Annotated in this window: 13 protein-coding genes and 1 other RNA gene; 11 read left to right on the top strand and 3 right to left on the bottom strand. The window is 63.3% G+C overall.

From position 1 onward, the window contains the following. The first annotated feature begins 7 nt into the window (after positions 1-7). Both JF616_04165 and JF616_04160 read left to right on the top strand, forming a co-directional pair. Positions 8-1,855 carry a hypothetical protein gene (locus tag JF616_04165; GenBank protein ID MBW8886934.1) on the top strand — a complete coding sequence of 616 codons (1,848 nt, stop codon included), beginning with the start codon at positions 8-10 and terminating at the stop codon, positions 1,853-1,855. 7 nt (positions 1,856-1,862) lie between these two features. Beyond that, on the top strand, positions 1,863-2,354 hold the full coding sequence (locus JF616_04160; protein MBW8886933.1) for a roadblock/LC7 domain-containing protein: 492 nt from the start codon (positions 1,863-1,865) through the stop codon (positions 2,352-2,354). A 17-nt stretch (positions 2,355-2,371) separates the two neighbouring features. On the opposite strand, the gene JF616_04155 is transcribed toward JF616_04160, so the two are convergent. Beyond that, positions 2,372-4,411 (bottom strand): hypothetical protein, encoded by a 2,040-nt coding sequence (locus JF616_04155; protein MBW8886932.1) that lies wholly within the window; start codon positions 4,409-4,411, stop codon positions 2,372-2,374. A 393-nt stretch (positions 4,412-4,804) separates the two neighbouring features. Between JF616_04155 and JF616_04150 the strand changes: the two genes are divergently transcribed. The 9 genes from JF616_04150 (at position 4,805) to JF616_04110 (ending at position 13,071) form a co-directional block, all read left to right on the top strand. Beyond that, positions 4,805-6,190, top strand: coding sequence for a TldD/PmbA family protein (locus JF616_04150; GenBank protein MBW8886931.1), 1,386 nt, complete (start codon positions 4,805-4,807; stop codon positions 6,188-6,190). A gap of 59 nt (positions 6,191-6,249) precedes the next feature. After that, positions 6,250-7,554: a TldD/PmbA family protein gene (locus JF616_04145; GenBank protein ID MBW8886930.1), complete on the top strand. Its 1,305-nt coding sequence runs from the start codon at positions 6,250-6,252 to the stop codon at positions 7,552-7,554. A 631-nt stretch (positions 7,555-8,185) separates the two neighbouring features. Beyond that, entirely contained in the window at positions 8,186-9,181 is a 996-nt protein-coding gene (locus JF616_04140; GenBank protein ID MBW8886929.1) for an ABC transporter ATP-binding protein, read from the top strand. Continuing rightward, positions 9,181-9,861 carry an ABC transporter permease subunit gene (locus JF616_04135; GenBank protein ID MBW8886928.1) on the top strand — a complete coding sequence of 227 codons (681 nt, stop codon included), beginning with the start codon at positions 9,181-9,183 and terminating at the stop codon, positions 9,859-9,861. Before JF616_04140 ends, JF616_04135 begins: the two co-directional genes overlap by 1 nt. 43 nt (positions 9,862-9,904) lie before the next feature. Continuing rightward, positions 9,905-10,414, top strand: coding sequence for a hypothetical protein (locus JF616_04130; protein ID MBW8886927.1), 510 nt, complete (start codon positions 9,905-9,907; stop codon positions 10,412-10,414). Positions 10,415-10,517: 103 nt separating this feature from the next. Beyond that, positions 10,518-10,948: RNase P RNA component class A (rnpB, locus tag JF616_04125), an RNA gene on the top strand. A 55-nt stretch (positions 10,949-11,003) separates the two neighbouring features. Further along, positions 11,004-11,954 (top strand): hypothetical protein, encoded by a 951-nt coding sequence (locus JF616_04120; protein ID MBW8886926.1) that lies wholly within the window; start codon positions 11,004-11,006, stop codon positions 11,952-11,954. After that, positions 11,933-12,601: a hypothetical protein gene (locus JF616_04115; protein ID MBW8886925.1), complete on the top strand. Its 669-nt coding sequence runs from the start codon at positions 11,933-11,935 to the stop codon at positions 12,599-12,601. Before JF616_04120 ends, JF616_04115 begins: the two co-directional genes overlap by 22 nt. Positions 12,602-12,663: 62 nt before the next feature. Next, positions 12,664-13,071 (top strand): hypothetical protein, encoded by a 408-nt coding sequence (locus JF616_04110; protein MBW8886924.1) that lies wholly within the window; start codon positions 12,664-12,666, stop codon positions 13,069-13,071. A gap of 96 nt (positions 13,072-13,167) precedes the next feature. Here the strand turns inward: JF616_04110 and JF616_04105 are convergent, their stop codons facing one another. Further along, positions 13,168-14,313: a sialate O-acetylesterase gene (locus JF616_04105; GenBank protein MBW8886923.1), complete on the bottom strand. Its 1,146-nt coding sequence runs from the start codon at positions 14,311-14,313 to the stop codon at positions 13,168-13,170. Positions 14,314-14,630: 317 nt separating this feature from the next. Beyond that, positions 14,631-15,101: hypothetical protein (locus tag JF616_04100; GenBank protein ID MBW8886922.1), on the bottom strand; the 471-nt coding region annotated here is incomplete at its 5' end.

Below are 15,101 nucleotides of genomic sequence, written 5' to 3'. Positions count from 1 at the left end.
AGTTCCCGTGGCATCCATCAATTACGCGACGAGGGAGATCAGCTGCAAGATCGTCTACTACGGTCCGGGCTTGAGCGGCAAGACCACCAACCTCCAGATCATCCATAGGAAGATCCCGGACAAGGATAAGAGCGAAATGGTATCGCTCGCGACCGAAACCGATCGCACCCTCTTCTTCGATTTCCTCCCCTTGGACTTGGGATCCATCAAGGGTTTTTCCACCAAGTTCCAGCTCTACACCGTGCCCGGCCAGGTCTACTACAACGCGACCCGCAAGCTGGTGTTGCGCGGCGTGGACGGCGTGGTGTTCGTGGTGGATTCCCAGGTGGACAAGCTCCAGGAGAATCTGGAAAGCTTCGCCAACCTCCAGGAGAACCTGCGGGAGTACGGCCATTCCATCGAGAACATCCCGCTGGTGTTGCAGTTCAATAAACGCGATCTGCCTAACGTCTATCCGGTGCAGCAGCTCAACGCGCTCTTGAACAAGCACAACCTGCCGTTCTACGAGGCCGTAGCCGCGACCGGAGTGGGCGTATTCACCACCCTGAAGGCGATCGGAAAGTCTGTCATCGACAAGTTCAACGCCAAGTACGCCGGCTTCCAGGGGACCCGCCGCCCGGCCGCCCCCGGCGCGCCGCAACGGCCCGCCGCCCCCGGATCGCCCGCGGCACCCTCCGCCCCCCAACGTCCTGCCGCGCCGGCGCCGCAAGGCGCGCCCGGCTTCGGCGCCCCCGGCGCGCCCAACCCGTTCGCGGGTACGCCTCCGCGTCCGCCCGGACCGCAGCAGTTTCCGGGAAACTTCGGCGCTCCTCCCCAGCCCGGCCCTCGCCCGGCCGCGCCGGCTCCCGGCGGATTCGGATCGACCGCCCCCGCCGGCGGGAATCCTTTCATGTCTCCGCCTTCCGGTATGCCCGGCTCGTCGGGATTTCCCGGCTCCATGCCGGCCGCGCCCAAACCCGCTCCGCAAGGCGCTCCGGGCGCGCCCGGCTTCGGCGCCCCGCCGACTTCGCCCTTCGGAAATCAGGCGCCCAATACCGGCTTCGGCATGGCATCGCCCAACCCCTTCGCCGGTAATCCTCCCGCCGCGCCCAAAGCCGGTTTTCCGGGCGGCCCGGGGGGCTTCCCGCCTTATCCTCCCAAACAGGCCGGACCGGGAGGGCCCGGCCCGCAAGCTCCCGGGCCCCAATCCACGGGCAATCCCGGCTTCCAGCCGCCAGGTTTCCAACCCCCGCCCGGAATTCCGGTTTCCCCCTTCGTCGAAACCTTCGGCCAAGGACGTCCCAACGCGGCGCCGCCTGCGGGCCCTTCCGGCGCGCCTCCGGCGGCCGGCGGCTTCGGCGCGCCTACCGGCGGATTCCCCGGCGTGGGCGCTCCGCCCGGACTCAATCCTTTCGCGGCGCCCCCGAAGCAAATGCAGCCCATGCCCGGCTTCGGCACGCCTCCCGCTTCCCCCGGATCCGCCCCTCGCGGCGGAAACTTCGCGACCCCTTTTCCGGGAAACCCCGGTGGGCATGCTTCGGCTCCCGGCGGGCCGGGACCGGGCTTTCCGCCGGCGGGCGGCTTCGGCGGACAAAACAATCCGCCGGGCGCCGGTTTCGGCGGTCCGGCATTCGAAGGGCCGGGATCCTCCTTCGCCCCTCCCGGGCAAGCGCCCATGGGTTCCACGCCTTTCCCCAATCCGGATCAAGGCGGGCCGGGATCGTCCCGTAACGCCGGGGGCTTCGGGGATAACAGCGGGATCGTGACCACCTTCGAGGATCTCCAGAAGGACGATTCCTTCAAGACCAAGAAGCTGCCGCATCCCAACGAGAAAAAGAAAGGCTTCTTCGACGGCCTATTCCGGAAGGATAAGTAGGCGCCGCATGGGCGACTTCGTCGTGTACAAGGAAGACATCGATCGGATCAACAAGATCCTGTCGCATCTCATCACCGAATCCGCCTCGTCATACGTGCTCCTCATCAATAAGGACGGGAACCTGATCTCCCAGGTCGGCTTCAACCCGAACATCAACGTGACCAGCCTGGCCGCCCTGGCGGCCGGCAGCTTCGCTTCCACCAAGGCCATCGCCACGCTCATCGGCGAGACCGAATTCTCGGTCATGTTCCATCAAGGCGAAAAGGAGAACATCCACATCTCCCTGGTGGACGAGGACGTGATCATGGTGTTGATCTTCGACGATCGCACCAATCTGGGCCTGGTGAAGATGATCGCCGCCCAAGCCAAATCCAAGCTGGGGACGGTGCTGTTGGACGTCCGCAAGAACGGCGTGGCGGAGATGATGCCCGATCTCGAGCCCGACCGCGGGCAGCAGGTTTCGGATCGCATCGACTCGATCTTCCCCGGCGAGGGCTAGCCTCAGTAACCGGCGCGTTACCTCGGGCGCAGTCGCCCGTCGGCGCGGTATTCCCGCGTCCATATACCCCTCGGCCGGGCGATGCGCAGGGGGCGCGACTGGCCCCGCATCCCAGTGGTCTCGGGCCCCAATTTCCGCGTGAAGAGCCCGCCTTGCATCAGCCCCACGGCCAACGTATCCCCTTGCACCGCCACGGAGCGGAGGTCCGCTTGCGGAAGCCCGCCGGATAAATCCACCCAATCCGTTCCGCCCGCCGCCCGGGCGAAAAGGCCCGAGTCCGTGGCGAGGTAGAGTTCCTGCCCGCGGAAGGCCGCTTCCCGGAAGGCGCCGCGTACGCCGGCCAGGTCCTGCGGCTGCCAGGCCCGCGCCGCATCATCCCACGCGCTGAGCAGCTTCGACCCGAGCGGCGAACCGCCCGAGGGAGGCATCCCGTACAGCCGGTCTCCCGCGAAACCTAGCGAAAAGATCCAGTCGGGCAGCTTGCCGGCCGCCTGCCAGGAGTCGCCCCGATCCCCCGACCGGTACAGGATGCTATCGATGCCGAGGTACAGGGAGTCGCCGCGTGCGGTCATGCCTCGGAAATGCCGCAGCGGCGTGGTGCCGGCATAAGGCCCTTTGGAAGGGAAGCCCGTCAGATGCGACGGAGCGCAGACCAGATAGTCATTGGCGACGCAACTCCGTAAATACCAACCGGCTTCCTGGAAGGTCGCCACCCAACCTTCCCCGCGCGCGATTCCGTCCACTTGCACGTTATCGAGGCGATTCCAAGTTCCGGCGGGATCGAGGGAGTAGAACCCCGAGTTCGCCCCGATCAGGGCATAGCGGCCCATCTGGCTGATGAGAAGCTTTCGGGTGGATTCGATGTAATTGGAAATCCCCAAGGGGAATTTAGACCAGGTATTTTGGTCGCCTTGGCGTAGGAGATCGCCGTAAGCGTCGTTGGAGAAGAGGACTCCGCCCGCGAAGCGGGCGTACGCGGAATAATCCCGCAGTCCCGGGCTCAGGTAAGTCCAGCCACCCGAAGCGAAAGCCGCCTTGCGGATGCCTAGGGAATCGCCGCCGCCCGCGAAAGCATAGGCGCCGTCGACCAGCAAAGTTCCGGTACGACCCAGGTTGGGCAATGGCATCGCGAAAGGATTCCAACTGGCGCCCACATTACGGCTGACGCGCATGGCTGCCGCCGAGCCGGCGAGCACGGTATCGCCATCCACGGCCAGGGCCGCGGCCGTATCCGGCGACAGCAGCCGCCAAGTAAGGTCGAAAGATCTGCGGCTGTAAATGCCGTCCGCGTTGAAACCGCCCTGGACGGGATTCACGTCGGGCTTAGCGGATAGGTAGATCCTGTCCGGGCCCGCGGCCAATGCCAGGATTAAACCCGGTTCCCGTTTCCAAGCCACGCCTCTCGGGGCATCGAGCTGGGCGGAGTAGAGGCCTTGCCTGGCGACGGCATACAATCGGACGCCATCGGAGACGAAGGCGGACATGGCCGAGGAATAAGGGACCCAGCCCGTATCCGGGGGCACGCGTTTCCAGGTTGCGCCTTTGTCCGCCGACGACCAAAGCCAGGAACCTCCGGCGGCATACCAGGCTGCGTTCGTCCGGGCCAAGCCCAGGACCGCGCCATCCAAGCTGTCCGCCTTTACCCGTTGCCAGGTTCCTCCCCGATCGGTGGAACGGAACATTCCGCCATTGGCCCAGGGACTGGGGCAGGAGCCGTAGGGCCCGAAGCAATCCCAAAGGCCGATATCGGCTCGCGTTCCCGCCGCGGCCAGCACGATGTCCCCATCGACCAGCAGGCTGCGGATGGGCTCTCCCGCATCGGGAAGCACGCGTTCCCATTGGACGCCTCCGTCAAGGGACCGATAGATTGCCCCTGGTTCGGTTCCGGCGATCAGGGCCGCCGGGCTTTGCGACGTGGCCGGGAGGCGGGCGAGGTTCGATACCCACCCCCCGCCGGGAAGGCCGGCATCCTTCCAATCGGCCGTGAAAGCGGGCGACGCGAAGAGCAAGGTAGCGGACAACGCCAACGAAGCGGCGGGTCCGGCGGAAGGATGCATGGGATCTCCCGGGCGAAGATTATCCCTAAGATAACCCCCGTTGCTTCATCGCGGCCGGCGGAAAATCGGCCCGGATTTATGGTAGTTCGCCCTCATCGATGCGGCGCCAGAAGCCCGTGCATGACCAAGCGCCAATCGCATTACCTGCGCGTCCTGGGGAAGCCCTAGATCCCGCCAGCCATCACCTTGCGCGGATGCCGTTCGCATGGTCGCGCAAAGACCGGTGGTCAATAGGAAAGCGAGGCCGGGGCCCATGGCCCGAAACAGGGGAAAAGGGGACATATCCAGCCCCCCGGCCCAGGCGTCTTGCGAATACCGGACCTACGCATCGCATCCGGGATCGCGATCGGCCAAATTGTTATAATGGGAAGATACCACCAGGACGAAAAAAACATGGATAAGAACAAAGCGGCCCGCCTGATCCAGGCCGGCCTCGACCGCAAGGCGGACTTCGTGGAACTTTTCGAGGAAGAGACGCGTAACGCGTCCGTTTCCTTCCGCGATCGCAAGGTGGAATCGGCCTCGGCCGGCACCGACTACGGGCTGGGCATCCGCCTGGTTTACGGCACCGAGATCCTCTACGCCCACACCAGCAACGAGAGCGAAGATCATATCGTCCGGCTGATCGACAACCTCGCCCGCAGCCGCGGCATTATCCATCCCGGCACTTCCGAGCCGACGGTGAAGCTGGTGGGCATGGTGTTCGAGAACCAGCATAAGATCACCAAGGATCCCCGCGAGATCGGGCAGGACAGGAAGCTCGATCTCGTCAAGCTCGCCGACCACATCGCGCGCGGCTATTCGGACAAGATCATCCAGGTCAACGCCCGCGCCGGCGACGTGGTGAGCCAAGTGCTCATCTGCAATAGCGAGGGCCTGTGGGCGGAGGATACGCGCACCCGCAGCCGCTTCACCGTGAACGTGACCGCGGAGTCGGGGGGCGAGATCTTCACCGCAAGCGAAGCCCCCGGGGCCATGCGCGGATTCGAATTCTTCGAAGGCCTGGATATCTCCCATTATTCGAAGCTCGCCGCCGAACGCGCCGTGCTGATGCTGAACGCCGGCTACGTGAAGGGCGGCAAGATGCCGGTCGTCATGGGCAACGGCTTCGGCGGCGTGATTTTCCACGAAGCCTGCGGGCATTTGCTCGAGACCGAGGCGGTGCGGCGCAAGGCCACGCCCTTCGCGGGCAAGGTCGGAGAATTGATCGCCCATCCCGCGGTGACGGCCGTCGACGACGGCACCCTGCGCAACGCCTGGGGATCGCAGAACATCGATGATGAAGGCAATCCGGTGCAGAAGACCGTATTGATCAAGGACGGGCGCTTGCAGGCTTACATGAGCGACCGCGTGGGCGGCAAGGAAGTGGGGGCGGGCATCACCGGCAGCTCGCGCCGCGAGTCCTACCAGTACGCCCCCGTCTCGCGCATGCGCAACACTTATATAGACAAAGGGAACTCGACCCTGGCCCAGATGATCGCCAGCATCGACAACGGCATCTACGCCAAGAAGATGGGCGGCGGCTCGGTCAACCCGGCCACCGGCGAATTCAACTTCGCGGTGGAAGAAGCCTATAAGATCGAGAACGGCCGTATCGGCGAACCCCTGCGCGGGGCCACCTTGATCGGCAAGGGCCCGGAAATCCTACCGCTCATCTCCATGGTGGGCGACGATCTGGAATTGGCCGCCGGCATGTGCGGCGCATCCTCCGGCTCGATCCCGGTGATGGTGGGCCAGCCGAGCATCAAAGTCGACAACATCCTGGTGGGGGGAAGATGATCCAGAAGGCGGGCAATCCCGGTTCCGAATCCCTGGCTCCGGCCGAGGCCCTCGATTGCATGTGCGAAGAGGCGCGCCGGCAGGGCGCCGATCATTTCGATTGCGTGGCGGGCGAATCGGACAGCATGGGCCTGGAGCTTTTCGAAGGCAAGGTCAAGAGCACGGAGATCTCCAATTCCCGCGGCATCGGCATCCGTATCTTCAAAGACAACCGTCCCGGCTTCGCCTTCACCGAGAAGATGTCCTATGAGGCCATCGCGCAGACCGTGAAGGACGCCTTGGCGCATACCAAGCTCACCGATCCGGTGGACATCGATCTGCCCCAGCCCCGGCCCCTGCCGGACCTCGATCTCAAGCAATACAATCCGGCCCTGGAAGAGGTCACCCTCGATCAGCTCAAGGCCCTGGGGCTGGAGCTGGAGGCCATCGCCCGCGGGGCGGATCCGCGCATCGACAACGTGCCTTACCTGGGGGCCAGCCGCTCATCGGGCATGTCCATCGTGCGCAATTCGAACGGCATCGACTACCATTCGCGCTCCAACGTGGTTTCGGCCGGCATCGGCGTGGTGGCCAAGCAGGGCGAGCATAAGAAGATGGGGGTGTATTCCAACGGGGGACGCGACTTCGCCTTCGACCCGAAGTTCATGGCCGCCAAGGCGGTGGAACGCGCGACGGAGCTCTTGGGCGCCGAATCGGTTCCTTCCGGAAGCTATCCGGTGGTGTTCAGCAATCGCGTGGCGCCCTCCATCATGTCGATGTTCGGTTCCCCCTTCTTCGCCGAGGCGGTGCAGAAGGGACAATCGCGTTTGGCGGGAAAGGTCGGCCAGGCCATCGCCGTTCCTTTGCTGAACATATTCAGCGAGCCGCATATCCCCGGCGCGCCCGGGTCGCATCTTTTCGACGGCGAAGGCGTGGCGACCTCGCGCTTGGAAGTGGTCAAGGGCGGCGTCCTGCAGACTTATCTCTACAACCTGGAGTCGGCCAAGAAGGCGGGCGTAGCGCCCACCGGCAGCGGCTCCCGGGGTTACTCCGGCAAGGCGGGTACGGGATTCTCGAACTACATCGTGCCCAAAGGGGACAAGTCCCTGGACGAACTCCTATCGGCCCACCCCAAGTGCCTGTTCGTGACCAAGCTGGAGGGCGGCTCGGGTTGTTCGGCCATCTCTGGGGAAATTTCCATCGGCGCCCAGGGCTTCTGGTACGAGCAAGGAAAACGCATCCGGCCCGTGGACAAGATCACCCTGAACTCCAACTTTTTCGAACTGCTCATGGCCATCCGCGGATTCTCCGGCGAGTATTCGGATTCCTTTTCTTCGGTGAAGGTTCCCGATATGCTGGTGGAGTCGATGCACGTCTCTGGGTGATCGCTGCTTTGAGTCCCGCCTGAGGTGGGTCTGGCGTGCCTGTGCATGCGGTGCGGCTCGGACAAAGCGGATCGTTGAGTTGAGGCTCCCCGACCTCCTGGGAAGGGACGGACGCCCGCGCATTTGAAGAGCGCGGGCTTGCCTTAGGAGTGGATCGATCTCCTTCCCAGGATGTCGTCCGCTTTGACTCGCCGCCCCGCAAGCCCAGTCCCGCCCGCTTCGCCTCCGGCGGGCCCCGCGGACGCTCTCCCGGGACGGGAATCGCTTTCCTTTTTTGCGGATCGCGGGGAGGGGCGTCCACGGTGGGCATCCACGATGGGCGTCACTTCTCAATCCGGCCCAACCCAATCGTTCCAGTCCAAAGAGCGCCGGTCGCGGGTTCGGTCGGCGGAGACGGCGGGACCGGGGGTGCGTGGGCGGCGCATGGAAGCGGACGGCGGGCCTGGGAAAGGGTACGCACTCGAAGTAAGGCCAGCCCGCGCTCTTCAAATGCGCGGGCGAACCCCTTTCCCAGGCCGCCGGAAAGCCCCACGCATCGACCCGCTTCCTCTGAGCCGCCCACGCGCCCCCGGGCCCGCCGGACCCAGCATACGGAAACCAGCGCCCCACGCGAAATCTATCTTTGGGGTCGATGACCCCTACTTCGCTGATCGAGCCCCGAACGACCGCTCCCGCGATCGGCATAGGCGCGGGGGCCGTTTCCTGCCGTAACCTGCATGTGACCTTCCCTGGGAAGACCGGGCCGGTGGAGGCTTTGGGGGGCGTGGATTTGGACATTCCCAAGGGCTCCCTGTTCGTATTGCTCGGGCCGAACGGGGCGGGGAAGACCACTTTGATGCGTTGCATCACCGGCTTGGTGAAGCCGACCTCCGGGTCGATAGCCGTACTCGGGTCGTCGGACGGGGGCGATCGTTCCCGCTTGGCCCGCCTCGGGGTGTTGATCGAGAACCCGGGCGTGTACGGCCGCCTGAGCGCGCGCGAGTACTTGTCCTTCTTCGCTTCCTTCTACGGCTTGGCCGATGCCGGGGATCGCATCGACGGGATTTGCCGGGAGTTCGGCATTCCCCTCGATGGCAAGCCTTGCGGGAAACTGTCCCAAGGCAATCGCCAGAAGCTGCACTTGGCGCGCAGCCTGTTGCATCGGCCAGAGCTGCTCCTGTGGGATGAGCCTACGGATCATCTCGATCCCGATTCCCAGCGCGAGGTGCTGGGGTATCTTGGGCGTTACCTCGCGGAGGCCGGAGCCACCGCCTTGGTCGCCACCCATCGCCTGGAGCAGATGGAAGCGGTGGCGACCCATTTCGGTTTCCTGGCGCAGGGAGCTTTACGGGCGGCCGGCGAACGCGCGGCCATCCTGGGCGCCGCGGGGGGGCCTGCCCGGGTCCGCCTGGGCTTCGCGGCCCCCGCCCAAGCGGCGGACCGGGCCTGGATGGAGACCGCCTTCTCCGCCCGCGTTACGACCGTCCCGGGCGATGCCCTGGCCCTGGAAGCGGAAGCCGAGGGCCTTTTCGATCGCATGCCCGCCCTGTTGCGCGCGGTGGTGGAGCGCGGTCTCCTCTTGGCCTCGGCGGAACCGATCCGTCCTACCCTGGCCGATGCGTACGCGCGTTTCACGGGGGCGGCCTGATGGGCGACGCATTGCGCATGGCCCGGCATGAGTGGCGCCTCGTCCTCAAGGAGCCGCGCTTCCTGCTGCCTTTCCTGCTTACGCCTCTCATCTTGCTTGGACTGCAAGCGGCTACCCTTTGGGGTCGCATAGGCTCGCCCCGGGAAACCCTGGAGCTGGCCCGATCGCTGTTGCTGATGTTGGCCGTACTGGCCCCCAGCGCCGCCGTTCCCCTCGGCGCCGATACTTTCGCCGGCGAGAAAGAGCGCAACACCTTGGAGATACTCATGTGCCTGCCGGTGGGCATCGGCCCGTTGTTCTGGGGGAAGATCCTCGGCATCTTGCCGTTCCCCGTGCTGGTAGGTTGGCTGGGGCAGGGGGCGCTGGGAGCCATGCTGGCTTCCCAAGGCTACGCCTATCCCGGTTTCGGCGCGCTCCTGATCAAGGCCATGGTTTTGACCCCGGCGTTGGCCCTGTTCCTCTGCGCCTTGTCCACCTTGCTTTCCCTCATCGCCGAGTCGGTACGCGGCGCGGCGCAGCTCTCCAGCCTGGCCATGCTGGGACTGTTTTTCCTGGCGGCCGCTTTCTCGCCGGCTTTTTTCGGCTCGACGTTGGTCTTGGCCTCGGCCCTGGCCGCTTTGCTGGCTGCGTCGGCTGCTTGCTTCTTGGCGGCGCGGCGGCGGTTTCCCAAGGTGCTTTGATACGGGGACGAGTATATTGCGGTCAACTTCCCTTGGAGATCCGATGCGCCTTCGCTTAGCGTGTGCCTTAGCCTTCTCCGCCCTCGGCGCCGTTCTCTGCGCCGCTCCGGCCATCGCCCAGCCTACGGCGACCCCGGTCGATCCTTCCGTGCTCAATAGCCTCGACTCCCTGCAGCGCGTGATCCAGCGGCGTATCCTTTCGGATTCCGACAAGAAGGAGATCCGCGCCTGCGATCGGGAGAAGACGAAGTTCCTTAAGGAATGCCGCTCCGATTCGGCCTACGCCCGCGTGGACCGCGAACTGAACGATGCCAAGCTGCATGGGGCCGACATGAACGACCCTTCCGTGCAGGCGTTGATGGAAAAGAAGTTCGCGGCCGAGAAGGCCTGCGATGATCGCTATGCCACCCAGCCTCGCGCCAAGCAATGCCTGACGGGCGAGGAAAAGCGGCGCAAGGCGTTGGAGAAGGCCCTCAAGGCGGACAAGCAGTACCAATCCCTCCTCAAGAAGTCGGCGCCGAATCCCGCGCCCCTCGGCGCCGAACACCTCTGATCCGGACGTAGCACCGATCCGGTCGGAACCTTGTCGCAAGACCGGCCCCGGGAAGGTCCCCGGCAACTAGTTGCTATCTTGTCCGCCCTCCTGATCGGATCGGGAAGCGGGCCGGATGGCCGCTGGGATCTTCGGCTCGCGCCGTTTGATCCTGGAGGAAAGTCCGGGCACCATAGGACGGGATGCTGGCTAACGGCCAGGCGCGGCGACGCGACGGAAAGTGCCACAGAAAATATACCGCTCGGAAAAGGCCGCAAGGCCGTTCCCGAGTAAGGGTGAAATGGCGAGGTAAGAGCTCACCGCGTTCCCGGCGACGGGGACGGCAGGGCAAACCCCATCCGGTGCAAGACCAAATAGGGTGGCCGAGGAGGGCTTTCGCAAGATCGCCGTCCCTGGAGCGGTCCGCTCCGGCCGGCCACCGGGTAGGTCGCTCGAGGCGGCGGGCAACCGCCGACCCAGATGGATGGCCATCCCAAGCGATCGGGCTTGCCCGATCGCTTGAGACAGAACCCGGCTTATAGGCCCGCTTCCCCCGATCCGATCGACATAGGCGGCCGCGCCGAGGCACAACTTTTTATCTTCCTGCGCAATGCCCTTCCTTCTGTTGTTAACCCTCCTCGCCCTTTTCGCCCCGACCGCCTCCGCCCAAAGCAATCGCTTCTTCCAGCCCGCCGAGGGCTTCACCCGCGCGAAGGATCTTCCCGATACCTTCAGCGCCCAGGTGCGGTCCATCCAATTGTCCATCAAGGACGCTTTCGAGGGCAGCGCCACCCATAGCGACGCCGAGCAATGGGTCTATGACGTAGGCAACAAGCTGCATATCGAAAGCCGGCCCGGAACCATAAGGCGGCGCTTGTTGTTCAAGGAAGGGGACACGATTACCAAGGGCCTATTGCTCGAGACCGAGAAGTCCCTGCGCCAAGAGGAATTCCTGGCCGATGCCATCATCGAAGTGATGCGCTGGCAGGACGGCACCGCGCATATCATCGTCACCACTTATGATCAATGGACCACGGTGCCCGGCTTCAGCATCAACCGCTTGGGACGCGAATGGATCTACTGGGTGGGCCCGGTGGAAAGCAATCTATTCGGGACCGGGCAAAGGCTCGGTTTTTTCGTCGGGCATGATCAGATACGGGACACGCGTTGGCTGGACTATGCCAACAACGCGTTGACCCCGGCCCGCTTGCGCTTCGCTAGCCATGCGGCCTGGCTTTCCGACGGCTACTCCACCCTCTTCTCCTTGTCCAAGCCGCTGGAATCGCGCACCAGCCGCTGGTCGTTTTCATCCTCCTTCTCCGCCGATAAGACTTCGGAATACGTGTACTTCGACGCCAATCGGCTGTCCTCCTTGCCTGATACTTTGGCAAAGGATTTGGGCGGGGACTACCACGTCCAATCGCAATTCAAGCACGTGGTCACCCAGGACGCGAGCCGCTCTCGGGGCTTTATCCTTACGAACGCCATGATTACCTGCTGGGCCTCTCGCTTTCGGTTTACCAATATGACTACAAGACCGTGCAGAACTTCAACAACCTGAAATGGAGCGAGACCTTGGAAACGGGCTGGCGCCTGACCACCAAGGCGGCCAAGGACCAATCTTGGCTCGGCGCCCGCAACGACGATTGGTACCTGAGCCATACGGCCGTTTTCAACGATGCCTGGTGGGACTCCTTCTTCATGAACACCAGCGCTTCCATGCACTACTTCGTGGGCCCGAGCGGCTTCGACGACGGATACGCCTCCGCCTTCGGCGAGATGCAATGGAAACCCGTCTACCTCACCTCGTCCTTCCTGGCGGTGACCTGGAACCATTTTTTCGCCTCGGAGCAATCGCAGCAAGTGCTGCTGGGCGAGGACAACGGGCTCAACGGCTACCCCAGTTTCTACTACGCGGGCCAGGCGCGCATCCTCATCGAGGCCGAGCAACGCCTGTTTCCCACCTTCGAGATCGGCACCGTGGTGCCCGCCCTGGCGGTCTTCGCCAACGCCGGCAATACCTTTCCCGCTTACCGCGATTTCGATTGGGACAAACTTCATTATTCAGTGGGCTTCGGCGTGCGCCTGGGGGCCAGCAAATCCACCCAGAAGGTGGTGAACCACGTGAACTTCAGCTGGCCCATCGGGGAGAAGGAACTATCCAGCCCCTGGCCCGTTTTCAGTATCCGCGCGAAAAAATCCCTCTAGGCGGAAACCGCATAGGCTGTTTAACTTAGGGGTTCATTCACATCCAATTCATCGGGGTATTCATGAGCGCAAGATTCAAAACCGTTTTGATCGGCTCCTTGCTCGGCGCCTTCATTCTGCTGGGGTGCGATAGCTCTACTGATTCAGGGACGTCCAACGCCGTGGCCGGAACCTGGAAGGGCAAGGCGCCGGACTCCACCATGATCCTGGTCTTCACGGCCGATACGGCTTTTGCAGGGACCTTGCCTCTGTCGTATGGAACCTATACCCTGGCAGGGAAGTATAAACTGACCGGAAATACGATTTCTTTAAAGTACGCGAGCAGCCTGCTTTCTTCGCCGGGCATCTCTCCGGAAGGCGTCCCGCCGCCCACGCCCGATTCCGTAACCGGAACCCTCTCGGGAAACAAGCTGACGATTCCCATTCCTTATGATCAGAATAACGGTTCGGTCATTCTTTCGAAACAATAAGGACAGATAGGCGTCTTCGGGGCTCCGGCCCTGGGCCGCGCGGAGTCAATAGGACCCGCGCCGGCCGCCGCCCGGCATCCATCATGTCAGGGACTCTTAAGGGGCCGTGGACATGACGAGCGTCCGGGCCGTGGTATTGGAACCCGAGTTTAACTTGAGTACGATGGCGCCCGCCGGCATCGCTTCCCCGCCGAAGGAAATGGAGTGCTCCCCGGCCGCATACTCGCCACGGGCCAATTGCGCAATCTGCCTGCCGCCCACGGTATAGGCGCTAAGCGTGATAAAGGCGCGCTCCGGAATGCCGAACGACAGCAATGTCCCGGCATCGGTATTCGCCAAGCTCCGGATGGTATAAGCCCCGGACCGGGATCTGCTTGCGAAGAGTCCCGTCGGCCCAATGCCCAGCTTGCGCATGGCGATGAGCATGGTGTCGGCATAGCTCTTCCCTAAGGCGCGATATCCCGCGGCGCTGAAATGGATGCCGGTGCTATTCGCCTCGTCCCCCTTCGAAGAAACCGCGTAGGCCTGCTTCATGACCTTGGGGAGGCCCCAGACAATGGAATTCTGACCATTGGGATTGGTGAAATCCCCGGCCAGGAAAGGCGTCTTGTTGGAATCCAAGCCGAGATCCTTGACCAGATTGTTGTATACGATCTTGACCTCGCCGTTCCAGTTCCCCGTCGAAGATCCGGACTCCCCCTGATGCATGATAATGCCTTTGATCACCCCGTCCTTCTGGGCCAACTTGGCCACCTCAACCAAGCGCGCATAAGGGCTGCCGCCGTAGAGCTTGACGATATCCTGCAGCCACGAGGCCTGGCCGGAGGCGTAGCTTTGGTATTTGGCCGGGTCGAACATTTCGATCGCGCACCCGGCCACGGCCACGTTGATGATCCCGATCTTGATGTTCGCGGGCAGGCTGTCCGTCAAGGTCCGGCCGAAATAATCGCAGGGGCATAGGCCGGTGCTGTTGCGGCAGAGGGGCGGAAGCGCGGGGGTCCAAGTCCCCTTTTTACGGCTTCCATCCGGCCAGTCCACGGCGGGCATGGTTTGGAAGCGGGAGGACAGCCCGACCGAATCCTGATGCTGTTGCTGGCCCGGGTATCCTTCCATGTTGGATTGGCCGAAGGCCAGGAAGATATAGAAGTTGGGATCTTGCGAAAACCCCTTAACGGCCAATAGGGATGCGGCCAATAAGCCCAGGCCCAGGGCGAGGCTGCGATGCTTCGAAGTGGTTTTCATGTTAGTGGCTTCCTCCCGATGGCATAAAATAAGGCCCATGGCGCTACCGTGTCCTACTTTTCCCATTTCCCTCCCGGCTCCCATTTAACCTGGATATTATTCTCCCTGGGAGAATTTGGGTTGGTGGTTCTTGATGTCGGGGCATGAAGCGTTTCCAAACGGAAAACAAAGAATGCCTTGAAGGCTGTTTTTTTGGCGTGCCTCGGTTTTATCAGACTAAACTGACATTAATCCCAAAACGGAGGAAATAAAAAAGGGCCCATTCCGGGCCCGGCCGGAGCAGCCCGCGGGCTGCTCCCATGCACTCATTCCGTCCCTTAAGGGTTCGCGCTCTCCTTATAGTTCGCATCCAGGTACAGGATGCGGATCTTGCCGGTCACCTTGTTGGTAATGGTCACCTTGGCTTTGCCGTCCCCCAAGAACTCGGCCAAGAGGTGCAGAACCGGACGGTCGATCTCGATGGTGCCGGATTCGGGGAAGCCGAAGTGCCCGCTGTCCCACGCCCGGACCACATTGGTTATCGTACCGCTCTTGAAGGGGCTGCCGTCATAGGAGCCGGTCATGGTGCCGTTCCAGGTGCCCTTCCTCACGCCGCCGTCATCCTTGATCTCGACCACCACGTCGAAGCGGATCTCGGCATCCTTGCCGTTACCCGACTTCTTGATGTTGCGCGAGTGCACGATCTTGGCGATCTGCGCCGGGCGCCACTTGTCCATGATCGCGCCGGCCGAATCGTACAGCTTGACCGAGTCCAGGCGATCGCGTTCGAAGCCCGTTATGCCGGTGTA

The sequence above is a fragment of the Fibrobacterota bacterium genome, from assembly GCA_019509785.1.
GTDB lineage: Bacteria > Fibrobacterota > Fibrobacteria > UBA11236 > UBA11236 > Chersky-265.
Note: the sequence above shows the minus strand (reverse complement) of the source record. Positions and strands in the feature narration are given on the sequence as shown.

Excerpts from the sequence above, each read along its gene's own strand:
- JF616_04120 (MBW8886926.1), top strand. The coding sequence starts at position 11,004 with ATGCCCTTCCTTCTGTTGTTAACCCTCCTCGCCCTTTTCGCCCCGACC.
- JF616_04145 (MBW8886930.1), top strand. The coding sequence starts at position 6,250 with ATGTGCGAAGAGGCGCGCCGGCAGGGCGCCGATCATTTCGATTGCGTG.
- JF616_04160 (MBW8886933.1), top strand. The coding sequence starts at position 1,863 with ATGGGCGACTTCGTCGTGTACAAGGAAGACATCGATCGGATCAACAAG.
- JF616_04150 (MBW8886931.1), top strand. The coding sequence starts at position 4,805 with ATGGATAAGAACAAAGCGGCCCGCCTGATCCAGGCCGGCCTCGACCGC.
- JF616_04110 (MBW8886924.1), top strand. The coding sequence starts at position 12,664 with ATGAGCGCAAGATTCAAAACCGTTTTGATCGGCTCCTTGCTCGGCGCC.
- JF616_04140 (MBW8886929.1), top strand. The coding sequence starts at position 8,186 with ATGACCCCTACTTCGCTGATCGAGCCCCGAACGACCGCTCCCGCGATC.
- JF616_04105 (MBW8886923.1), bottom strand. The coding sequence starts at position 14,313 with ATGAAAACCACTTCGAAGCATCGCAGCCTCGCCCTGGGCCTGGGCTTA.
- JF616_04135 (MBW8886928.1), top strand. The coding sequence starts at position 9,181 with ATGGGCGACGCATTGCGCATGGCCCGGCATGAGTGGCGCCTCGTCCTC.
- JF616_04155 (MBW8886932.1), bottom strand. The coding sequence starts at position 4,411 with ATGCATCCTTCCGCCGGACCCGCCGCTTCGTTGGCGTTGTCCGCTACC.
- JF616_04130 (MBW8886927.1), top strand. The coding sequence starts at position 9,905 with ATGCGCCTTCGCTTAGCGTGTGCCTTAGCCTTCTCCGCCCTCGGCGCC.